19 protein-coding genes are annotated in these 20,614 nt (G+C 73.0%); 16 read left to right on the forward strand and 3 right to left on the reverse strand.

Translation table 11 applies throughout. The annotated features are described in order from the left end of the window. Positions 1 to 9 precede the first annotated feature (9 nt). The 13 genes from ACFPCY_RS07805 to pgi all read left to right on the forward strand — a co-directional run bounded on the left by ACFPCY_RS07805 (position 10) and on the right by pgi (position 15,439). Complete coding sequence (locus ACFPCY_RS07805; RefSeq protein ID WP_378252957.1) at positions 10 to 1,356, forward strand: lysine N(6)-hydroxylase/L-ornithine N(5)-oxygenase family protein; 1,347 nt, start codon at positions 10 to 12, stop codon at positions 1,354 to 1,356. 14 nt (positions 1,357 to 1,370) lie between these two features. Continuing rightward, positions 1,371 to 1,751: a cupin domain-containing protein gene (locus tag ACFPCY_RS07810; RefSeq protein WP_378252958.1), complete on the forward strand. Its 381-nt coding sequence runs from the start codon at positions 1,371 to 1,373 to the stop codon at positions 1,749 to 1,751. Then, positions 1,748 to 3,382: a class I tRNA ligase family protein gene (locus ACFPCY_RS07815; protein WP_378252959.1), complete on the forward strand. Its 1,635-nt coding sequence runs from the start codon at positions 1,748 to 1,750 to the stop codon at positions 3,380 to 3,382. Before ACFPCY_RS07810 ends, ACFPCY_RS07815 begins: the two co-directional genes overlap by 4 nt. Before the next feature lie 11 nt (positions 3,383 to 3,393). Continuing rightward, on the forward strand, positions 3,394 to 4,638 hold the full coding sequence (locus tag ACFPCY_RS07820; protein ID WP_378252960.1) for an ATP-grasp domain-containing protein: 1,245 nt from the start codon (positions 3,394 to 3,396) through the stop codon (positions 4,636 to 4,638). A gap of 109 nt (positions 4,639 to 4,747) precedes the next feature. Continuing rightward, positions 4,748 to 5,641 carry a dimethylargininase gene (gene ddaH, locus ACFPCY_RS07825; RefSeq protein WP_378252961.1) on the forward strand — a complete coding sequence of 298 codons (894 nt, stop codon included), beginning with the start codon at positions 4,748 to 4,750 and terminating at the stop codon, positions 5,639 to 5,641. Continuing rightward, on the forward strand, positions 5,638 to 5,973 hold the full coding sequence (locus ACFPCY_RS07830) for an avidin-fold protein (RefSeq protein WP_378252962.1): 336 nt from the start codon (positions 5,638 to 5,640) through the stop codon (positions 5,971 to 5,973). The genes ddaH and ACFPCY_RS07830 overlap by 4 nt, the downstream gene beginning before the upstream one ends. Next, positions 5,970 to 7,787: an ABC transporter substrate-binding protein gene (locus ACFPCY_RS07835; protein ID WP_378252963.1), complete on the forward strand. Its 1,818-nt coding sequence runs from the start codon at positions 5,970 to 5,972 to the stop codon at positions 7,785 to 7,787. The genes ACFPCY_RS07830 and ACFPCY_RS07835 overlap by 4 nt, the downstream gene beginning before the upstream one ends. Continuing rightward, positions 7,784 to 9,109, forward strand: a complete 1,326-nt coding sequence (locus tag ACFPCY_RS07840; protein WP_378252964.1) for a cation:proton antiporter — start codon at positions 7,784 to 7,786, stop codon at positions 9,107 to 9,109. Before ACFPCY_RS07835 ends, ACFPCY_RS07840 begins: the two co-directional genes overlap by 4 nt. Positions 9,110 to 9,244: 135 nt before the next feature. Next, on the forward strand, positions 9,245 to 10,501 hold the full coding sequence (locus ACFPCY_RS07845; RefSeq protein ID WP_378252965.1) for an ATP-grasp domain-containing protein: 1,257 nt from the start codon (positions 9,245 to 9,247) through the stop codon (positions 10,499 to 10,501). A 59-nt stretch (positions 10,502 to 10,560) separates the two neighbouring features. Then, complete coding sequence (locus ACFPCY_RS07850) at positions 10,561 to 11,859, forward strand: MFS transporter (RefSeq protein ID WP_378252966.1); 1,299 nt, start codon at positions 10,561 to 10,563, stop codon at positions 11,857 to 11,859. A 97-nt stretch (positions 11,860 to 11,956) separates the two neighbouring features. Continuing rightward, a complete protein-coding gene (locus ACFPCY_RS07855; RefSeq protein ID WP_378252967.1) occupies positions 11,957 to 13,228 on the forward strand; it encodes a metal-dependent hydrolase family protein in 1,272 nt (423 codons plus the stop codon). A 1-nt stretch (position 13,229) separates the two neighbouring features. After that, positions 13,230 to 13,577 carry a hypothetical protein gene (locus tag ACFPCY_RS07860; protein ID WP_378252968.1) on the forward strand — a complete coding sequence of 116 codons (348 nt, stop codon included), beginning with the start codon at positions 13,230 to 13,232 and terminating at the stop codon, positions 13,575 to 13,577. A gap of 212 nt (positions 13,578 to 13,789) precedes the next feature. Beyond that, positions 13,790 to 15,439, forward strand: a complete 1,650-nt coding sequence (gene pgi, locus ACFPCY_RS07865) for a glucose-6-phosphate isomerase (protein WP_378252969.1) — start codon at positions 13,790 to 13,792, stop codon at positions 15,437 to 15,439. Between the two features lie 74 nt (positions 15,440 to 15,513). Here the strand turns inward: pgi and ACFPCY_RS07870 are convergent, their stop codons facing one another. Next, complete coding sequence (locus ACFPCY_RS07870; protein ID WP_378252970.1) at positions 15,514 to 15,753, reverse strand: EF-hand domain-containing protein; 240 nt, start codon at positions 15,751 to 15,753, stop codon at positions 15,514 to 15,516. A gap of 288 nt (positions 15,754 to 16,041) precedes the next feature. Further along, positions 16,042 to 16,998: an AraC family transcriptional regulator gene (locus ACFPCY_RS07875; protein ID WP_378252971.1), complete on the reverse strand. Its 957-nt coding sequence runs from the start codon at positions 16,996 to 16,998 to the stop codon at positions 16,042 to 16,044. 81 nt (positions 16,999 to 17,079) lie between these two features. On the opposite strand from ACFPCY_RS07875, the gene ACFPCY_RS07880 reads away from it, so the two are divergent. Both ACFPCY_RS07880 and ACFPCY_RS07885 read left to right on the forward strand, forming a co-directional pair. Further along, entirely contained in the window at positions 17,080 to 17,916 is an 837-nt protein-coding gene (locus ACFPCY_RS07880) for an NAD(P)H-binding protein (RefSeq protein ID WP_378252972.1), read from the forward strand. A gap of 98 nt (positions 17,917 to 18,014) precedes the next feature. After that, complete coding sequence (locus ACFPCY_RS07885; protein WP_378252973.1) at positions 18,015 to 18,518, forward strand: anthrone oxygenase family protein; 504 nt, start codon at positions 18,015 to 18,017, stop codon at positions 18,516 to 18,518. 36 nt (positions 18,519 to 18,554) lie between these two features. Here ACFPCY_RS07885 and ACFPCY_RS07890 read toward each other — a convergent pair whose 3' ends face one another. Next, positions 18,555 to 19,532, reverse strand: a complete 978-nt coding sequence (locus tag ACFPCY_RS07890) for a DUF1838 family protein (protein ID WP_378252974.1) — start codon at positions 19,530 to 19,532, stop codon at positions 18,555 to 18,557. A gap of 138 nt (positions 19,533 to 19,670) precedes the next feature. Between ACFPCY_RS07890 and ACFPCY_RS07895 the strand changes: the two genes are divergently transcribed. Beyond that, a complete protein-coding gene (locus tag ACFPCY_RS07895) occupies positions 19,671 to 20,570 on the forward strand; it encodes a phosphotransferase enzyme family protein (protein ID WP_378252975.1) in 900 nt (299 codons plus the stop codon). The last annotated feature ends 44 nt before the right edge of the window (positions 20,571 to 20,614 follow it).

Raw genomic sequence — 20,614 nt, forward strand, 5'->3', positions numbered from 1 at the left:
GAGGATCCCATGGAACGACAGGAAGTCGAACTGCTCGCGATCGGCGCCGGGCCGGCCAACCTCGCCCTCGCCGTGGCGCTGGAGGAGCTGGCGGCGCCCGGCCTGGCGGACTCGGCGCTGATCATCGAGCGGCACGACGACATCGTCTGGCAGCGCGGGATGCTGCTGCCCTGGACCCAGAGCCAGGTGTCCTTCCTCAAGGACCTGGTCACGCTCCGCAACCCGCGCAGCGAGTTCTCGTTCGTCAACTACCTGCACTCGATCGGGCGGCTGGACGAGTTCGTCAACCTCGGCAGCTTCACCCCGTACCGGATGGAGATCTCCGGCTACCTGCGCTGGGTGGGGGAGTCCCTGCGGCGGGTGCGGATCGAGTTCGGCCGCCGCTGCGTGTCGGTCGAGCCCGTCCCCGAGCAGGACGGCGGCGTGCACCGCTGGCTGGTGCGCACCGCGGACGGCGGCGAGATCCTCTGCCGCGACCTGGTCATCGGCGCGGGCCGCGACCCGCACGTCCCGGACGAGGTCGCCGCGCTGCCACGCGAGCGGGTCGTGCACAGCACCGAGTACAGCGCCCGGATCGCGGACCTGGACCCGGCGGCCGAGCACCGCATCGTGGTGGTCGGCGGCGCGCAGAGCGCGGCCGAGATGTACTGGGCGTCCTACCAGAACCTGCCGAACGCGCAGGTCACGATGGTGATGCGCTCGATCGGCCTGAACGCCTACGAGTCCAGCAAGTTCACCAACGAGCTGTTCTACTCCTCGTTCGTGGACGAGTTCCACAACGCGCTGCCCGAGGCGCGCGAGCAGCTGCTGCGCGAGATGCACCGCACCAACTACGCCGGGCTCGCGCCGGGCATGCTCGACACGCTCTACCGGGAGATGTACCAGGAGCGGCTCACCGGCGGCGACCGGATGCACATGATCACCATGACCGAGATCGTGGGCGCCCGGATGGAGGACGGCGAGGTCGTCCTGACGCTGCTGGACCGCAAGCAGCGCCGGACCCGCGAGCTGCGCTGCGACATGGTGCTGCTCGGCACCGGCTTCGACCGGGCCATGCCGCGGCTGGCGCGGGACCTGGCCGCCGCCGCCGGGGTCGGCGGCGCGACCGTGGACCGCAACTACCGGATGAACCTGCCGCCGGAGTACACCGCGGGCTGCTACCTGCAGGGCGTGAACGAGGCCACGCACGGCATCGCCGACTCGCTGCTGAGCGTGCTCGCCGTCCGCTCCCAGGAGATCGTGGCCGACCTGCTCGCGCACCGCGAGCCCGCCGTCGCCGCCCCGGCCGCCACCGCCTCGGCCGCTGACGCCACCGCCGCCGCGTCCGAGCCGGCGCTGCTGCTCAACGCCAAGTGAACGGGAGGACCCCCATGACCGACAGCGGTATGGACATCCACCGGCTCCAGCCCGGCGAGCTCCGGCCCGACAACGGCCTGGACGCCAAGCGGCTGCTGCCCTGGCCCGCGCTGAACGCCCCCTTCGAGGGCTCCTGGTGCGTGGTCCCGCCCGGCGCGTCGTCCGGCGCGCACGAGCACCACGAGTACGAGATCTGGGTCGCGATGACCGGCGAGGCCGAGCTGCGCAGCGAGGGACGCGTCGAGCCGTTCCGCGCCGGGGACGTCGTCCACTTCACCCCGGGCACCCGCCACCAGGTCGTCAACGAGGGCGCCGAGCCCTTCGCGATGTACGCGGTCTGGTGGGACCTGGACATGACCGAGCGGTTCGCCGCGCGGCACCGGGAGGGGGTGTGAGCGGGACGCCCGCCGCGGGCGCGGCCCGTCCGGTGATCGTGATCGCCGCGACGCCCACCTCGAACGGCGACCTGCACGTCGGCCACATGGCCGGCCCCTACCTCGCCGGGGACGTCTACGCCCGGTACGCCGCCGCCACCGGCCGTCCGGTCGTCTACACGACGATCACCGACGACAGCCAGACCTACGTCCCGACGACCGCGCACCGGCTCGGCGTCGAGCCGCGCGAGCTGGTCGCCGACTCGACCGCCCGGATCCAGCGGACGATCACCGCGATGGGCCTGTCCATGGCCGGCCTGCCACCGGTGGACGACCGCTACCGCGCCACCGTCCTCGACTTCTTCACCCGCCTGCACGCGGATGGGAAGCTGCGCCGCCGGACGGTCCGGCTGCCCTACGTCCCGGCCACCGGGACCTACCTCTACGACGGCCTGATGAAGGGGATCTGCCCGTCCTGCCTGGCGGGCAGCGCGGGTGGCGTCTGCGAGGGCTGCGGGCACCCCAACAACTACGACGAGCTGCTCGCGCCGGCCGCGACCACCGACCCGGACGCCGAGGTCACCGTCCGGGAGGCGGAGATCCTCGTGCTGCCCGCCGAGGAGTACCGGGACCGGCTCACCGCCTACTACGCCGAGCGCGAGGGCCGCTGGCGGCCGAACGCGATGCGGCTGGTGCGCGAGCTGCTCGCCGGGCCGCTGCCGGAGATCCCGGTGACCGTCCCCGGCACGTGGGGGATCGCCGCGCCCTTCCCGGAGACGCCCGGCCAGATCCTCTACCCGTGGGTCGAGGCGATGCCGGCCGTCATGTACGCCACCTGGTGGGCGAACGGGCGCGACGGCGAGCCCGCCGCCGAGACCGACGCGCACTGGCGCGCCGGCGCCGACCCGGAGCTCGTGTACTTCCACGGCTTCGACAACGTCTACCACTGGGGCTTCCTCGACCTGGTCATGCTCATGGCGCACGGCGACCGCTACGCGCTGCCGGAGAGCAACGTCGTCAACGAGTTCTACGACCTGCGCGGCGAGAAGTTCTCCACCAGCCGCGGCCACCTGGTCTGGACGGCCGACCTGCTGGAGGACGTCCCGCGCGACCTCGTCCGGTTCTACCTGTCGCTGACCGCGCCCGAGACCCAGCGCACCGACTTCACCGTCGAGGCGATGCGCGCGGCCACCGGCCGCCGCCTGGTCGGGCCGTGGAACCGGCTGGCGGACGCCCTGCGCGCCGCGACGCTCGCCGACGAGCCCGGGCCGCGGCCGGTGTCGGGCGAGGGCCGGACCCGCGCCGCGGTCATGGCCGCCCGCTTCCGGTCCTGCTACGACCTGGCGTCCTTCAGCCCGGCCCGCGCCGCCGAGACGCTGCTCATCCACCTGGACCGGCTCGTCGCGAGCGCGTCCGCCGGGACGGCCTCCACCGGCGACCTGCTCCTGGAGGCGCGCACGCTGCTCGCCTTCGCCGCGCCGATCCTCATCGACGTCGCCGCCGAGGCCCGCGCCGCCGGCGTGGACCTGCGCACCGACGCCGCCGAGCCGCCCACCGAGATCTCCCCGTTCGTCCTGCCGAGGCTGCCCGACTCGGCCCGGCCCGATGCCGCCCTCGCCGGGGCGGACGGCCGCGCGCCCGCCGGGGTCTGAAGGAGCCCGCCATGAAACTGCTCACGATCGAGACCAGCCAGTACCTGAACTACTACCACTCCCGCTACCGGCAGGTGCAGGACCTCGGCGTCGACCTGTACGTCCTGAACGGCGAGGGCACCGAGGACTTCTGGCCCGCCGACCACTACCGCCTGGTCGGCAGCAAGAAGATCGACGAGATCGTCGAGACCGCGCGCGCCTGGCACGAGCGGGAGCGGTTCGACGGGGTCATCACCTTCTCCGAGTCCGCGGTCATCACGGTCGCGGCGGTCGCCGAGGCGCTCGGCCTGCCCGGCATCGGCGTCGAGACCGCCGTCCGCAGCCGCAACAAGTACCTGATGCGGCAGGCGTACGAGCGGGCGGGCGCGCCGATCCCGTCCTACCGGCTGGTGCGGAGCGAGGACGAGGCGCTCGCCGCGGCGTCCGAGTTCGGCTACCCGGTCATCCTCAAGCCGACCCTCGGCGCGGGCAGCCACCTGGTGTTCCGCGTCGACTCGCCGGAGGAGATGGCCCGCCGGTACGCGCAGGCCGCCGAGGGCCTGAAGAACCTGTTCTGGGTGAACTCCGAGGCCGACGGCGTGGACCTCGGCCCGAACGCCCTGCTGGTCGAGTCGTTCCTGGACGGCCGCGAGTACCTGATGGAGGCCGTCGCCTGGGACGACGAGGTCTACCTCGGCTCGGTCGTGGACCGCATCACCGACGAGGGGCAGACCTTCGACGACGACGTGCACCACGCGCCGACGTCGCTGCCGTCCGAGGAGGTCGCCAAGGTCCAGGCCGCCGTCAGGGCTGGCGCGCACGCGATGGGCCTGCACCGCAGCGTCATGCACGCCGAGGTGCGCTACCACAAGGGCGAGCCGCATCTCCTGGAGATCGCCGCCCGGGTCGGCGGCGGCGGCCTGGACATGATCGCGCGGATCTCCGCCGGGCACGACCCGATCAGGGCCGTGGTGGACATCGGCCGCGGCGTCCGGCCGGACGTCCGGCACTTCCGGCCGACCGGGACGCACGTGACCGCGATGTGCCTGATCTGCGACGAGGGCGTGGTCGAGCGGGTGGACGTGCCGCCGGAGGTGGCGGACTCCGACCGCGCCTTCCTGCTCAAGATCACCGCCCGGCCGGGCGACCTGATCCGGCGCCCGCCGAACGGCAACACCATCCTCGGCTTCCTCGGCACGACCGGGACGTCGCAGGAGGACGCGTTCGCGACCATGACCGACTTCGCCTCGAAGATCAAGGTCACCTTCCGCGACTGACGTCCGAGGCCCTCCCCGTCCCTCTCCCCGCCCCCTTCGCACGTCCCCTCCCCGCCCCGCTCCGCCTCCGAACCACCTGCTCGACGCATCCCCCCGAGGAGAGACCTCAGTGTCGACCCAGAACGCGGCGGCCCGTCCCGCCCGCACCGCCACACCCCGGCGCTACCTGATGTGCCCGCCGCGCCACTTCGACGTGACCTACTCGATCAACCCGTGGATGGAGCCCGGCAAGCCGGTCGACGCCGGCCTCGCGATGGCCCAGTGGGACCGCCTGCGCAACCTCTACGTCGGGCTCGGCCACCGGGTCGAGCTCATCGACCCGATCCCCGGACTGCCCGACATGGTCTTCGCCGCGAACGGCGCGACCGTGGTGGACGGCCGGGTGCTCGCCGCGCGCTTCCGGCACGCCGAGCGCGCGGCCGAGGGCCCCGCCTACGCCGCCTGGTTCCGCGACCGCGGCCACCCCGTCCACGTGGGCGAGTTCGTCAACGAGGGCGAGGGCGACCTGATCGTCACCGGCGACCGGATCCTCGCCGGGCACGGGTTCCGCACCGACCCGCGCGCCCACGCGGAGGCCGAGGCCGCGCTCGGCCTCCCGGTCGTCCCGCTGCGGCTGGTGGACCCGCGCTTCTACCACCTCGACACCGCGCTCGCGGTGCTCGACCACGAGGAGATCATGTACTACCCGGCCGCGTTCGACGCGCGCAGCCGGGCCGTCCTGGCGGAGCTGTACCCCGACGCGATCACCGCGACCGACGCCGACGCCGAGGTGTTCGGACTGAACGCGGTCTGCGACGGGCGGCACGTGCTGCTCCCCGAGCAGGCCGTCCACCTCATCGACCGGCTCTGGGAGCGCGGCTTCGTGCCGATCGGCGTGGACCTCGCCGAGCTGCTGAAGTCCGGCGGCAGCGCCAAGTGCTGCACGCTGGAGATCCGTCCGCCGCGCCCGGCCGGCGTCCGGCGCCACGCGGATCCGGCCGTCCTGCGGGAGGCGGCCCGGTGATCGACTACGAGGGCCGCCGGTTCCGCCCGGCCGAGGACGACGCCCGCGACCGCGTCGCGCACTACCACCAGGACGGCGACCTGCTGTGGGGCGAGTTCGCGGGCGGGCGCGCCCGGCGCGGCACGCTCGTCGGCACCTGCGCGCCCGACGGCCGCCTCGACTTCGCCTACTGCATGGTCCTGGAGGACGGCGAGGTCATCTCGGGCCGGTGCCGCAGCACCCCGGAGTTCCGTCCGGACGGCGGCATCGACCTGCGCGAGGAATGGGAGCGGTTCGGCCGGCACGCCGGCCGGGGCGTCTCCCGCCTGACCGAGATCAGGGAGGGACGATGACGGCACCGACCGACACCACCGGCACCACCGCAGCCGGGGCGCCCGCCGAAGCTCCCGCCGGGCGTCCGCGGAAGGGCGGCGTGGTGACCTGGGCGTGCGCGCCCGGCTTCCCGCCCGCCGTGATCTTCCCGTTCACGCCGGCCGAGCGGATGGGCACCCGGAACATCTACGAGTTCCAGATGCTCATGTACCGGACGCTGTACTACTTCGGCAGCAAGGGCACGCCCGAGGTCGACTACGAGCAGAGCATCGGCGAGCCGCCGGTGTGGAGCGAGGACGGCCGCACCGTAACGATCCGGATCAAGCCGTGGAAGTGGTCCAACGGCGAGACCATGTGCGCCGACAACGTCCTGTTCTGGGTGAACCTCATGAAGGTGAAGGGCGCGCGGTACGGCGAGTACGTGCCGGGCTACTTCCCCGACAACTGCACGTCCTACGGCAAGCTCGCCGAGGACACCGTCTACTTCACCTTCGACAAGCCGTACTCGAAGAAGTGGGTGCTGATGAACCAGCTCAGCACCATCACCCCGCTGCCGAAGGCGTGGGACCGCACGGCCGAGGGACCGGCGAACGCGTCCGGCGACACCGCCGACGTCGAGGCCGTCTACGCCTACCTGATGGCCGAGCAGGGCGACCACGTGGACGAGGGCAACGCGCACCGGACCCGCTGGGCCGACAGCCCGATCTGGAGCGTGGTCAGCGGCCCGTGGCGGCTGAAGAGCTACACGCTGGAGGGCGTCGTCACGTTCGTGCCGAACGAGCACTACTCCGGCCCGAACAAGCCCTACCTGGACGAGTTCCGCCAGATCCCGACCATGTCGGACGAGCAGCAGTACGCGATGCTCGAACGCGGCGACATCCAGGTCGGCTACCTGCCGCTGAGCTTCGCCACCGAGTCGACGACCGACCCGACGGTCGGCGGCGGCAACCCCCTGGAGGGACGGTACGACCTCGTCCCGCAGGTGGCGTTCTGCATCCGCTACTTCTGCCTGAACTACAACAACCCCGGCATCCCGGGGAAGATCTTCAAGCAGACCTACTTCCGGCAGGCGCTCCAGCGGACCCTGGACCAGGACAGCGCCGTCCAGGAGATCTACCAGGGCTACGCCTACCGGCAGAACGGCCCGGTGCCGATGGTCCCGCGCACCGACCTGGTGTCGCCGCGGCAGCGCGAGGGCGCCTGGCCGCTGCCGTTCGACGTGGACGCCGCCCGCGAGCTGCTGGAGGCCAACGGCTGGGACACCAGTCAGACTCCCGCGGTGTGCGTGGACCCGGAGAAGGCCGGCGAGGGCATCCCGGCGGGCACGAAGCTCAGCCTCAAGCTGCGGTACGTCGAGGGACGGCCCGCGCTCACCGAGCTGATGCGCCGCTACAAGGAGCACGCCGCGCAGGCCGGGATCGAGCTGCGCCTCGAAGAGGTGTACGGGTCGATCCTGGTCGCCGAGGACGGTCCCTGCGACCCCGGCCCGGACTGCCCGTGCGACTGGGAGCTGACCTGCTGGAACGGCGGCTGGGCGTACCACTACCCGTCCGGGGAGATCCTGTTCAAGACGCGGGCGGGCGGCAACTTCGGGTTCTTCAGCGACCCGGTCGCCGACGAGCTGATCGAGAAGTCCGTCACCACCGACGACCTCCAGGCGCTCTACGAGTACCAGGACTACATCGCCGAGCAGGTCCCGGTGATCTTCACGCCGAACTTCCCGATCCGGCTGTTCGAGGTGTCCCGCGAGCTCGGCGGGTTCGGGCCGGTCAACCCGTTCGGCATGATCAACCCGGAGAACTGGTACTACCGCGACGACGAGGGGCGCCCGTGATCCGCGCGGCCCACCCCGCGGTGGCGGCTCCGGTCGCCCCCATCGGAACCCACGTCATGCTGGTGTTCCTCCTCCAGATCGCGCTGCTGCTGGGCGCCGCGCTGCTGCTGGGACTGCTGGCCCGGCGGCTGGGCATGCCCGCGATCGTCGGCGAGCTGTGCGCGGGCGTGCTGCTCGGGCCGTCCGTGCTGGCGCACGCCGCGCCCGCGCTCGCGCACTGGCTGCTGCCCGCGCGGCCCGAGCAGCAGCACCTGCTGGACGCGGTCGGGCAGCTCGGCGTGCTGCTGCTGGTCGGCGTCACCGGCATGAACGTGGACCTCGGCATGATCCGGCGGCAGGGCCTGACGGCCGCCCGGGTCAGCGCGGGCGGGCTGGTCCTGCCGCTCGCCGCCGGGTTCGGCGTCGGCCTGCTGCTGCCGGGCGCGCTGCTCGCGCCCGGCGGCGACCGGACGGTGTTCGCCGCGTTCGTCGCGGTGGCGATGTGCGTCAGCGCCATCCCGGTCATCGCCAAGACGCTCCTGGAGATGCGGCTGCTGCACCGCGACGTCGGCCAGCTCATCGTCGGCGCGTCCGTCGTGGACGACATGGTCGGCTGGCTGCTGCTGTCGGTGGTGTCGGCGGCGGCCACGACCGGCGTCCGGGCGGGGCACCTGGTGTTCACCGTGGGCATGCTGCTCGGCGGGATCGCCCTGGCGCTCACCCTGGGCCGTCCGGTCGTGCGGACGCTGCTGTCGCGGGCCGCGCGGTCACCGGAGCCCGCCGTCACGGTCGCCACGGCCGTGGGCGTCGTGGTGCTGTGCGCGGCGGGCACCCAGGCGCTCGGCGTCGAACCGGTCGTCGGCGCGTTCTTCGGTGGCCTGCTCATCTCGGCCGTCGGCTGGGAGGCGGCGCCGCAGCGGATGACGTCGCTGCGCACGTTCGCGATGGGCGTGCTCGCGCCGCTGTTCTTCGCGACGGCCGGGCTGCGCATGGACCTCACGGCCCTCGTCCATCCGGACGTGCTCGGCGCGGCGGTCCTGGTGCTCGCGGTCGCGGTGGTCTTCAAGTTCGCCGGCGCCTACCTCGGCGCGCGGGCCAGCCGGCTCGGGCACTGGGAGGCGCTCGCGCTCGGCGCCGGGATGAACGCCCGCGGGGTGATCGAGGTGATCATCGCCATGGTCGGCCTGCGGCTCGGCGTGCTGTCCACCGAGATGTACACCGTCGTCGTGCTCGTCGCGATCGCGACCTCGCTGATGGCGCCGCCGCTGCTGCGCACGGCGGTGCGCCGGATCGAGGTGACCGGCGCCGAGCGCGAGCGGGAGAAGGTCCTGCTCGGCGGCTGACCCGGCGGCGAATTCCCGCCGGGACCACATCGAATTCCGGACGAACCACCCAAATGACGATCTTGGCTCCGTACGTTGGGGTCGCGGCCCGCCCGCGGCCCCGGCGGACCCGGCCGGATCAGGAGGAAGGCGCACATGACGATCCGGCGACCGGCCACCGGCGACCGGCCCCACCTGCTGGTGGTCGCCACCGGGATGCGGACCTACCGCGAGTACCTGCTGCGTTCGATCAGCACGCGGTTCCGCGTCCACCTGTTCCACACCGCCGAGCCGACCTGGGAGATCCCCTACCTGGACGGCTGGACGGTGGTCCCGAGCACCCTGGACGGCCCGGCGATGGCCGAGGCCGCCCGCAAGGTCCACGCCGGCGATCCGGTCGAGGGGGTGCTGTGCTGGGACGAGGGCCGCATCCTCGCCGCCTCGCACGTCGCCGCGGCGCTCGGCCTGCGCAACGGCGACCCGGCCGTGGTCTGGCGGCTGCGCGACAAGGCGCAGACCCGCGCCGCGCTCGACGCGGCGGGCGTGCCGCAGCCGCGCTCGGTGCCGGTCTCGACCCTGGACGAGGCCGTCGCCGCCGCGGGGAAGACCGGCTATCCGGCGATCCTCAAGCCGCGCGGCCTCGGCGCGAGTCTCGGCGTCCTGCGCGTCGAGGACGAGGCGGAGCTGCGCGCGGGGTTCGCGTTCACCCGCGACACCAAGGCGCCCGACCCCGTCCTGTACGCGGGGGAGGAGCCGGTGCTCGTCGAGGAGTGCGTCACCGGCGAGGAGATCAGCGTCGACTCGGTCGTGCGCAACGGCGTCGTCGCGCCGCTGTTCGTCGCGCGCAAGGTCGTCGGCTACCCGCCGTACGCCGAGGAGGTCGGCCACTACGTGGACGCCGCCGACCCGCTGCTGGAGGACCCGGAGCTGCTGCGCGTCATGCGCGACACGCACGCCGCGCTCGGCTTCGAGGACGGCTGGACGCACGCCGAGTACATGCTCACCGCCGACGGCCCGAAGGTCATCGAGGTGAACGGGCGGCTCGGCGGCGACATGATCCCGTTCCTCGGGCTGCTCGCCACCGGCGTGGACCCGGGCCTGGCCGCCGCGGCGGTCGCCTGCGGCCGCGCGCCCGACCTGGAGCCGGCCCGCGCGCGGGTCACCGGCATCCGCTTCTTCTACGTGGACGAGGACGACACGACCCTGGAGTCGGTCGGCTTCGACGAGGCCCGGCTGCCCGCCGGGATCGAGCGGGCGGTGGCCGTGGCCGCGCCCGGGGCGGTGGTCTCGCCACCGCCGAAGGGCACCGTCTGGGGGCGCATCGCCTTCGCGATCGCCGCCGCCGACGACCGGGACGCCTGCGCCGCCGCGCTGGACGGGGCGGAGCGGGCGCTGCGGGTCGTCGAGCGGTGACCGTCCCCGGCCGGGGCCCGGCACCCGCAGGAAACGACCAGAGAGCGATGTGAGAGTCCATGCCGACGAAGACCGAGACCGCCGAAGCCGGCCGCGCCGGCGTCTGGGCGACCTTCCGCCACGCGCCGGCCGCGGCCAAGGCGATCCTGGTCGGGGTGTTCCTGAGCCGCCTGGGTGGTTTCCTCAACATCTTCATCGTGCTCTACCTGACGGCCAAGGGGTACTCGGCCGGGCAGGCCGCGTTCGCGCTCGGCGTGTACGGGTTCGGCGGCGTGGCGGGCGTGCTGCTCGGCGGGACGCTCGCCGACCGGCTCGGCGCGCGGAACTCGACCGTGCTGAGCATGGCGGTGACCGCCGTGCTCACCGCCGCGCTGCTGTACCTGCCGAGCTACGGCCTGCTGCTGGTCGCGGTGGCGATCGCCAGCCTGGCCGCGCAGATCTACCGGCCCGCCTCGGCGACGCTGCTGTCGGAGCTGATCCCCGAGGACCAGCAGGTGATGATCTTCGGGATGTACCGGCTCGGCCTGAACCTCGGCGCGATGGCCGCGCCGCTGGTCGGGTTCGGCCTGTACCACCTGGACGGCGACGGGTACACGCTGCTGTTCTGGGGCGAGGGCGCGATCGCGATGGTGTACGCCCTGGTCGCGATCGTCGCCATCCCCGCCCGGGCCACCGCCTCGGCGGCGGCGCCGGACGAGGCGGACGCGGCCCCGGACGCCGCGCCCGAGACGTCCGGGGGCTGGGCGGGCGTGCTCCAGGACCGCCGCTACCTGCTGTTCCTGGCCGCCGTCCTGCTCAACGCGATCGTCTACGTGCAGTACCTGTCCACGCTCCCGCTGGACGTCAAGCGCGCGGGCGTGGACCTCTTCTGGTACACCCTCGCCGTCTCGCTGAACGGCTTCATCGTCATCCTGTTCGAGCTGCCGCTGACCCGCTTCTCCCAGAAGTGGCCGTTCACCTTCACCGTCGGCCTCACCTTCGGCCTGGTGGGCCTGGGCGTGGGTCTCTACGGGCTGCCGATGGGCGCGGCCGTCATCGTCGGCGCCACGCTGGTCTGGACGCTCGGCGAGATCATCGGCGGCCCGGCGGTGTTCGCCTACCCCGCGATGGCCGGGCCCGCCCGGCTGCGCAGCCGCTACATCAGCGGGTTCCAGTTCATGCACGCGCTCGGCACGGCGATCGGGCCCGTCCTCGGCGGGGCGCTGTTCGTGCGGATGCACCACGGCGTGTGGCCCGTGCTCGCCGTGGCCGGGCTGCTGGCCGCGGTGTTCGGCGTCGCGGCGATCCGTCCGGACGCCGTCCGGCGCAGCCGCGCGAAGGAGACCGCGCCGGCGGCCCTGGTCGCCGAGGAGGCGTGACCCCTCCGTCACTCCGTCCCCTTTCCCCCTTCCCTTCCCGCTTTTTCCTGTGCGCAGGGCCCGGCGCGGCCCGGCACGCCTACCGATTGGAGCCACCGTGACCCTCCAGCGCATCGAGGCCGAACGCCTGATCCCGGGCTCCGGACAGCCCGTGGACGACGGCGTCGTCATCCTGGACGGCGAGACCATCTCCTACGCCGGTCCCGCGTCGTCCGCCCCCGGGACCCCCGGCGCCGACACCGTCACCGCCCGCGCCGTCATGCCCGGCATGTGGGACGCGCACGGGCACTTCATGGGCCTGCGCTCGGCCGACTTCAACGTGCTGCCGCAGGAGTCCATCCCGCTGCGCTCGGCGCGCATCGTCACCGACCTGCGCCGCGCGCTGGACGCCGGGTTCACCTCGGTCCGCGAGACCGGCGGGCTCGGCATCAACTTCGTCCAGGCGATCGAGGAGGGCAGCGTCGAGGGGCCCGCGATCTACGCGGCGGGCACCACGCTGTCCACCACCGGCGGCCACGGCGACCTGCACAGCCTGCCGCACCACTGGGTGGTGGACTTCGGGCACCTGGGCGGCGAGTTCCGGCTGTGCGACGGCCCGGCCGAGTGCGCCCGCGCCACCCGCGAGCAGCTCCGCCGCAACGCCAAGCTCATCAAGGTGTGCGCGTCCGGCGGCGTCCTGTCGGAGGTGGACCACCCGATCCACCAGCAGTTCACCGACGCCGAGCTGCGCGCGATCGTGGAGGTCGCGGGGATGGCCGACCGGATCGTCGCGGCGCACTGCCACGGCAAGCCGGGCATCATGGCCGCGCTGGAGGCGGGCGTGAAGACCATCGAGCACGGCACCTACCTGGACGAGGAGGCGGCCGTCGCGATGCGCGAGGCCGGCGCCATCCTCGTCACCACCCGGACGATCTTCCTGGAGCTGCTGGACCACGGGCACGTGCTGCCCGAGTACGCGCTGACGAAGCTGCGGGCGACCGTGGACCGGCACGGCGAGGCGATCACCATCGCGAAGGAGAACGGCGTCACCATCGCCGCCGGGACCGACGTCGCGATGAGCGGCACCGACCTGCCCGACTCGTGGGGGCGCAACGGGCGCGAGGTCGAGCTGCTGGTCGAGCTGGGCCTGACCCCGCTGGAGGCGATCGAGGCCATCACCGCGCTCGGCCCGGCCACGCTCGGGCCGCAGGGCCCGAAGTCCGGCGTGCTCGCCGAGGGCTACGACGCCGACGTCATCGTCCTGGACGAGGACCCGCTCGCCGACGTGTCGATCCTCGCGCAGCCCGACCACGTGACCGGTGTCTGGAAGGCCGGACGCCGCGTGAAGACCCTCGCCCCCGCGTCCGACCGCGTCCTCTCGGAGGCCTGACATGAGCGACACCGCACTGCTGGAGATCCGCTTCTTCACCACCCGGCCCGGCACCCGAGCGGAGTTCGACCGGGTGAGCCGGGACGGGACCGTCCCGCTGATGCGCCGGTGCGGCATCGAGGTCCTCGCGCACGGGCCGATGCTGAACGACGAGGACGGCTACTGCCTGGTCCGCGTCTTCGAGTCCGAGGAGGACCGCCTCGCGCGCGGCGGCTCGATGTACGAGACCGACGAGTGGAAGCGGTTCTACGAGGAGCCGGTCACCGCCATGATGGCCGACTACCGGACGGCGGTGATCGAGGTGCCGCGCCACGCGGTGCGCGCCTACGCCTCGGCCGTCCTCGGCTGATCCCGGCCTCTCCCCGGCCGCCGGCGCGCGGACCCCGGACGGGGCGGCGGCCCCGGCGGCGTGTGCGTCGGCCGCGAAAGCGGGAACACACGCCGTCGGCGGCCGCTTTACTCGGGTGACGTACCGGTTCCCTATGATCGCAGGGAGGGTTCGGCGGCGCGTTTGCGGGGGCGCGGTCGGCGCCGCCGGACAGGCTGAGGAGATGAGGGGTTATGGCTGATATCACCGAAACATCCGAATGGTCGGCACTGTCGGAGCATCAGGGGGAGCTGGCGGGCCGCAACCTGCGCGAGCTGTTCGCGGCCGATCCGGGACGCGCCGAACGGATGACGGTGACGGCGGGCGACCTGTACCTGGACTACTCCAAGCACCGCGCCACCGACGAGACGATCCGCCGCCTCGTCGCGCTGGCCGAGCGGGCGGGGCTGCGCGAGCGCATCGACGCGATGTTCTCCGGCGAGCACATCAACGTCAGCGAGGACCGGGCCGTCCTGCACACGGCGCTGCGGCTGCCCGCCAACGCCCGCCTCACCGTGGACGGCCAGGACGTCGTCGCCGACGTGCACGCCGTGCTGGAGCGGATGGGCCAGTTCTCCGACCGCGTGCGCTCCGGCGAGTGGACGGGCTTCACCGGCAAGGCCATCAACACCGTCGTCAACATCGGCATCGGCGGCTCCGACCTCGGCCCGGCGATGGCCTACGAGGCGCTCCGCGACTACGCCGACGCGGGGATCACCGCCCGGTTCGTGTCGAACGTCGACCCGGCCGACATCACCGGCACGCTCGCCGGCCTCGACCCGGAGACGACGCTGTTCGTCGTGGCGTCCAAGACGTTCGGCACGCTGGAGACGCTCACCAACGCGCGCGTCGCCCGGCGCTGGCTGATCGAGCGGCTCGGCGACGAGAAGGCCGTCTCGCGGCACTTCGTCGCGGTGTCCACCAACGCCGAGCGGGTCGCCGACTTCGGCATCGACACCGACAACATGTTCGGCTTCTGGGACTGGGTCGGCGGCCGCTACTCCATGGACTCGGCCATCGGCCTGTCCCTCATGGTCGTGATCGGCCCGGCCCGGTTCCGCGAGCTGCTCGACGGCTTCCACGCCGTCGACGAGCACTTCCGCACCGCGCCGTTCGAGAAGAACATGCCGGTGCTGATGGCGCTGCTCGGCATCTGGTACACCGACTTCTTCGGCGCGCAGACCCGCGCCGTGCTGCCCTACAGCCAGCGGCTCGCCCGCTTCCCGGCCTACCTGCAGCAGCTCACCATGGAGTCCAACGGCAAGTCCGTCCGCGCGGACGGCGCGCCCGTCGTCGCGCAGACCGGCGAGATCTTCTGGGGCGAGCCCGGCACCAACGGACAGCACGCCTTCTACCAGCTGCTGCACCAGGGCACCCGGCTCGTCCCGGCCGACTTCATCGGGTTCGCCGAGCCGTTCCAGGACGCGGGCGCCGGCGGCGACGAGCCCGGCATGCACGACCTGCTGGTGGCGAACCTGCTCGCGCAGACGTCCGCGCTCGCGTTCGGCAAGACCGCCGAGGAGATCGCCGCCGAGGGCACGCCCGCCGACGTCGTCCCGCACAAGGTGATGCCGGGCAACCGCCCGACCAACACCATCCTCGTGCCGAAGCTGACGCCGTCCACGCTCGGCCAGCTCATCGCGCTCTACGAGCACATCGTGTTCGTCGAGGGGACGGTCTGGGGCATCGACTCCTTCGACCAGTGGGGCGTCGAGCTGGGCAAGGTCATGGCCAACCAGCTCACCCCGGCGCTCACCTCGGCCGAGCCGACCGGCGAGACCCCGGACGCCTCCACCGCCGCGCTCGTCCGCCGCTACCGGCAGTTGCGGGGCCGCGCCGTCTGACCCGGCCCGGACACGCCTCGGGCCGTCCCCCTTCGCGGGGGACGGCCCGCTTCCGTTCCGGCGGTGGCGGAGCGTCAGGCGGGGACGTCCCATGTCTGGGACGCCAGCAGCGCGCGCAGCTCCGAGAGGGAGATGAAGCCGTCATGGTCGGTGTCGGCCCTCTCGAACCTGTCCTGGGTCTCGGCCCGGGACCACGACAGCCCCACGCTGTCCAGCACCAGGCCGAACTCCATCAGGTCGAGCCTCCCGTCACCGCCGAGGTCGGCCCGCGTGAACACGGTGACCAGTTCGTCCTCGGCCGGCTCGGTCGTCATCTCACTCCTCGTGATCGCTTGGACGAGATCCCGCATCATGCCACAGCGGTACCCGTCCTCACAGGGGAAAACGCGCTATTCGATCAAGAGGTTCCCCGCCGTTCACGCGCCGCCCGCTCACGCGCCGCCCGGTGGCCCGGCCACGCATCGCCCGGTGGCCCGGCCACGCATCGCCCGGTGGCCCGGCCACGCATCGCCCGGTGGCCCGGCCACGCATCGCCCGGTGGCCCGGTCACGCGCCGCGCGGCCGCCGGGGCACGCGCCGGGGGCGTCCGGCCGTCGGGCGGTTCACGCGCCGACCGGGTGGTCGCCGGCCGGGTACTCGCCGTCGCGGAACTCCTGCGGGCTGACGCCGCGCTCGCGCTTGAACGCGGCGCTGAGCGCGAACGCGCTGCCGTAGCCGACCTTCCGCGCGATCGCCTCCAGGGTCTGGTCGCCGGCGCGCAGCAGGTCGGCGGCGTGCGCGAGGCGCAGCCCGGTCAGGTACGTCATCGGCGGCTCGCCGACCAGGTCGCCGAACCGCTTGGCCAGCGCCGCGCGGGACGCCCCCGCCTCGGCGGCGAGGTCGGCGACCGTCCACGGCCGGGCCGGCTGGTCGTGCAGCAGCCGCAGCGCCGGGCCCACGACCGGGTCGCCGTGCGCGGCGAACCACCCGGGCGCCGCGGCGCCCGGCCGGGAGAACCAGGCCCGCAGCACCGCGATGAGGATCAGGTCGAGCAGCCGGTCTAGCACGACCGGCTGGCCCGGCGCGTCCCGGACGATCTCCTCGCCGAGCAGCGCGGCGAGCGGCGAGTCCCAGGCGGGCAGCACCGCCAGCGGCGGCAGCGCGGCCAGCAGCCTCCGCTCGACCGCGCCCTGCGCCAGGTAGGTGCCGACGAGCAGCGTCGTCGGGCCCTCGGGGGCGTTGCCCCACATCCGGACGCCGAACGACATCGTGTCCGCGGGCGGCGCGCCGAACAGCGTCGTGCAGCGCTCCTCGTCGTGGATGATCCACTGCGGCGGCGAGTCCGGGGCGTCCGCCACCGTGTACGGGTCGGGGCCGCGCATGATGGCGACGTCGCCGGGCGCGCAGTGCACCGGCTCGCCGTCCTCCGGCGTCACCCAGGCCCCGCCCGAGCGGACCACCACCAGGCACAGCGGCGCGCCGTCCTCCACCCGGACCGCCCACGGCGGCTCCATCACCATGCGCAGCAGGAACGCGCCCCGCGCCCGGGGGCCGTCGAGAAGGTCGGCGAGGGTGTCCATGACCGCACCCTAGACGCTCGCGTATGCGCGCCGGACGCTCGACCATGTTCGATGATCAGCGGCGCCGGTTGACTGAAGGACATGACGAACAGCACCCAGCACGAACTGACCCTGGTCCTCAACGGCACCGGCAAGACCGGCCGCCGCGTCGCCGAGCGGCTCGCCGGACGCGGCGTCCCGGTGCGCGTCGCCTCCCGCTCCGCCGAGACCCGCTTCGACTGGACCGACGAGACGACCTGGCCCGCCGCGCTCGACGGGGTCCGCGCCGTCTACCTCGCCTACGCCCCCGACCTGGCCGTCCCCGGCGCGCCCAAGGCCATCGCCGCCTTCTGCGAGGCGGCGGTGGAGGCGGGCGTGCGGCGGCTCGTCCTGCTGTCGGGACGCGGCGAGAGCGAGGCGGAGGTGTGCGAGGACATCGTCCGCGGCTGCGGGACCGACTGGACGATCGTCCGCGCGGCCTGGTTCTTCCAGAACTTCACCGAGTCCGACTTCGCCGGATACGTCCGCGCGGGCCATCTCGCGCTGCCGGTCGGCGACGTGCCCGAGCCGTTCGTGGACGCCGACGACATCGCCGACGTCGCCGTCGCCGCGCTCACCGAGGACGGTCACCGCGGCCGGCTCTACGAGCTCACCGGGCCGCGCGCGCTGACCTTCGCCGAGGCGATGGGCGAGATCTCCGAGCTGACCGGCAGCGAGGTCGGGTACGGCACCCTCACCCCGGACGAGTTCACCGCCGCGCTGGAGGGCGCCGGCGTCCCGGCCGAGGAGGTCGCCTTCCTCGCCTACCTCTTCACCACCCTGTTCGACGGACGCAACGAGCGTCCGGCGGACGGCGTCCGCAGGGCCCTCGGCCGCGAGCCGCGCGACTTCCGCGACTTCGTCCGCGAAGCCGCCGCCCGCGGCGCCTGGACCGCCTGACCGTTCCAGCCCGCTCCGCCGCGTGACCGTGGCGGCCCGTCCGGCCGCGCGGCCCGTCCTCTCCGCATTCCCGCTCCACCTTCGAAAGGGAGATTCCCATGCGATTTCAGCTCGCTACCGCGTCCGCCGCCCTGTCCATCCTCATGACGGCCCTCATGGCCGGATCGTTCTTCGCCTTCTCGACCGCCGTGATGCCGGGACTGAACGCGACCAGGGCGCCGTCGGCGATCGCGGCGATGAACGCGATCAACCAGAAGATCCAGAACCCGGTCTTCCTGGCGGCCTTCACGCTCGCGCCGGTCGCCGCCGCCGCGGCCGGGATCCTGCTGCTGACCATGGGCCAGAAGAGCGCGGCCTGGCTGTTCTTCGCGGCGGCGGCCGTGTACTTCGTCGGCGCGTTCCTCCCGACCGCCGCCGTCAACGTCCCGATGAACAACCACCTGGCCGGCGTGAAGGTCCCGCACGACCTGGCCGACGCCGCGAAGGTCTGGTCCGACTACTCGGGCCGCTGGACGGGCTGGAACCACGCCCGCGCGGTGTTCTCGACGGTCAGCGTCCTGCTGATGGGCGCGGCGACCTACTTCTGGGGCCGGAACCACTGACCCGGCGGGCGGGGAGCGGGCGGGGAGCGGCCGGGGTCAGCCCCGGCCGTTCCGCGCACACCAGTCCGTCCACGTGAGAGCGCCGGAGCCCAGCTGGTCGCGCCAGAACGAGGTCCACGAGGACTCGGAAGGCGCCGGGGCATCCGGCGCCTTCTTGTACGCGGGATACGACCTCTCGACCTCGTCCTTGATGAACGGTTCCAGCTCGTTCCATGAATTCAGCGTCCAGCTCCGCGCGTGATAGAGCGCATTGGCCCGGACGTCCTTTTCGGCGACGCACATGAACGGCGGGAACGGGCTCGACCGGACCCAGCTGTTCGACACTTCCAAGGCGCCGTGAGGAACGCCGTGGGAACGCTTGGCCGCTTCGTGCTCGTCGATGTAGAAGTCGAACATCTCCATCGCGGTATAGACGCCGTCGGCGAGACCGAACTCGTCCCCGGTCCTGGCCTTCAAGTCCGTCCGGGGCGGGATGTCCGAGACCTGGACCAGGTTCCTCTGCACCTGGTTGAGCGGCCCCAGGCGGAAGTCCGGCGTGATGGGGAACGGGCCGAAATCGACGTTCAGATTGTTCACGGGAACGACCGGGTAAGTCTTGCCGTCGAGCGGGTTCGTCCATTCCCGGAGGATCTTCGTGGGGTCTTTCGGGTCGGTGTAGAAGACGACCTCGCGGGTCAGCGCGTAGAGCTTGTTCGTGCCGGGCTCGCGCCACAGCCGCCGGATGTTGTAGCCCTCGAACCCGAACAACCTCGTCCCGTGCCGCAGTTTCGGCGCGAGCGTGTCGCCGGGCGCGTTCGCGTAGACCGCCCCCGAGATGCGGTAGAGCATGTCGCGCCCGTCCGGCCGACCGAACACCTGGAGCTGCAACCGGGTGTCCCGGTCCTTGACCATCGAGTACAGCGGCCCGGGATCGGTCGGGGCGGCCCGGTCCCCGGCGGCCGCCGCGCCCGGCACGCAGGCCAGCGCGAGCGCCGTGACGCCGAGCACCGCGAGCGGAACACGAACGCGTGACATGAACGCCTCCCCTTCACCCGGGAACACCTGCGATCACTCCAACACGCCCCGGCCCCCGGCGCCACCCGTCCCGCGAGGACGGGCCGGACGGGCCTGACGGGCCGGACGGGTGATCATGACCGGGTACGGTCGGGGATCATGCCTTTCGTGGAGACGCCGCTGACCGCGGCCATGCGCGACGCCGTCCGCGACCGGTGGGGACGGCCGGTCGAGGACGAGCCGAAACGCCTGTACGGCGGCGAGGAGTCGGCGGCCTACCGGGTCGGCGGCATCGTCGTCCGGGTGGGCCCGGCGGGCCGGAGCAGCGCCGAGGCCGAGTGGTGCCACGCCATCGCCGCGCACGCGGCGCTGTCCATGCCGGAGGCCGTCGCGCCCCTGCGCGCGGACGACGGCGCGACCGTCGTCCGCGTGGAAGGGCGGCCCGTCTCGGTCTGGCCGTACGTCGAGGGGGAGTGGCCGGACGCCGACGACGAGTCGGTGCGCCGCGAAGGCGCGCGGTTCCTCGCCCGGCTGCACCGCGCGCTGGCCGACTGCCGGCCTCCGGCGCGTCCGGTGACGGGGTTCCTGGAGATCGGGCTGTACGGCGAGCCGCCGCTCGACGTCCCCGAACTCGCCGATCCGCAGCTCGACCGCTGGCTGGCGGAGTTCCACCGCCGCCGGACCGTCCGGCACCCGCTGCACGGCGACTACTACACCGGCAACACCCTCGCGCGGGACGGGCGGCTCGTCGCCGTCCTGGACTGGGACGAGGCCGTCGTCGGCGCGCCCGAGCTGGAGGTCGCGACGGCCGCGCTCGAATGGGCCGACGAGGACGCCGAGACGCCCGAGCAGCGCCGCCGTTTCGTCGCGGACTACCACGAGGCGGGCGGCACGGCGGGGGAGATGGACGACGAGACCGTCGCCCAGCTGATCCGGCACCGGCTGCGCCGCGAGGCCGCGTACTTCGAGCTCGCGCGCCGCCGCGGCGACCGGCACGACGAGGACGACATCGAGTACCACCGCCGCCGCAACAAGGCGTTCTTCACCCTCCGCCCGTGAAGCGTTCGTGGACCGTCCTCCCGCGGCCGTGGGGCGCTTTCGGG

It is taken from the genome of Actinomadura gamaensis (assembly GCF_042652125.1).
GTDB lineage: Bacteria > Actinomycetota > Actinomycetes > Streptosporangiales > Streptosporangiaceae > Spirillospora > Spirillospora gamaensis.

What these genes read in the sequence shown, in the direction of transcription:
- ACFPCY_RS07870 (WP_378252970.1), bottom strand. Translation starts at nt 15,753, where the DNA reads ATGACGACCGAGCCGGCCGAGGACGAACTGGTCACCGTGTTCACGCGG.
- ACFPCY_RS07880 (WP_378252972.1), top strand. Translation starts at nt 17,080, where the DNA reads ATGACGAACAGCACCCAGCACGAACTGACCCTGGTCCTCAACGGCACC.
- ACFPCY_RS07885 (WP_378252973.1), top strand. Translation starts at nt 18,015, where the DNA reads ATGCGATTTCAGCTCGCTACCGCGTCCGCCGCCCTGTCCATCCTCATG.
- ACFPCY_RS07850 (WP_378252966.1), top strand. Translation starts at nt 10,561, where the DNA reads ATGCCGACGAAGACCGAGACCGCCGAAGCCGGCCGCGCCGGCGTCTGG.
- ACFPCY_RS07895 (WP_378252975.1), top strand. Translation starts at nt 19,671, where the DNA reads ATGCCTTTCGTGGAGACGCCGCTGACCGCGGCCATGCGCGACGCCGTC.
- ACFPCY_RS07805 (WP_378252957.1), top strand. Translation starts at nt 10, where the DNA reads ATGGAACGACAGGAAGTCGAACTGCTCGCGATCGGCGCCGGGCCGGCC.
- ACFPCY_RS07890 (WP_378252974.1), bottom strand. Translation starts at nt 19,532, where the DNA reads ATGTCACGCGTTCGTGTTCCGCTCGCGGTGCTCGGCGTCACGGCGCTC.
- ACFPCY_RS07820 (WP_378252960.1), top strand. Translation starts at nt 3,394, where the DNA reads ATGAAACTGCTCACGATCGAGACCAGCCAGTACCTGAACTACTACCAC.
- ACFPCY_RS07860 (WP_378252968.1), top strand. Translation starts at nt 13,230, where the DNA reads ATGAGCGACACCGCACTGCTGGAGATCCGCTTCTTCACCACCCGGCCC.
- ACFPCY_RS07845 (WP_378252965.1), top strand. Translation starts at nt 9,245, where the DNA reads ATGACGATCCGGCGACCGGCCACCGGCGACCGGCCCCACCTGCTGGTG.
- ACFPCY_RS07810 (WP_378252958.1), top strand. Translation starts at nt 1,371, where the DNA reads ATGACCGACAGCGGTATGGACATCCACCGGCTCCAGCCCGGCGAGCTC.
- pgi (WP_378252969.1), top strand. Translation starts at nt 13,790, where the DNA reads ATGGCTGATATCACCGAAACATCCGAATGGTCGGCACTGTCGGAGCAT.
- ACFPCY_RS07835 (WP_378252963.1), top strand. Translation starts at nt 5,970, where the DNA reads ATGACGGCACCGACCGACACCACCGGCACCACCGCAGCCGGGGCGCCC.
- ACFPCY_RS07875 (WP_378252971.1), bottom strand. Translation starts at nt 16,998, where the DNA reads ATGGACACCCTCGCCGACCTTCTCGACGGCCCCCGGGCGCGGGGCGCG.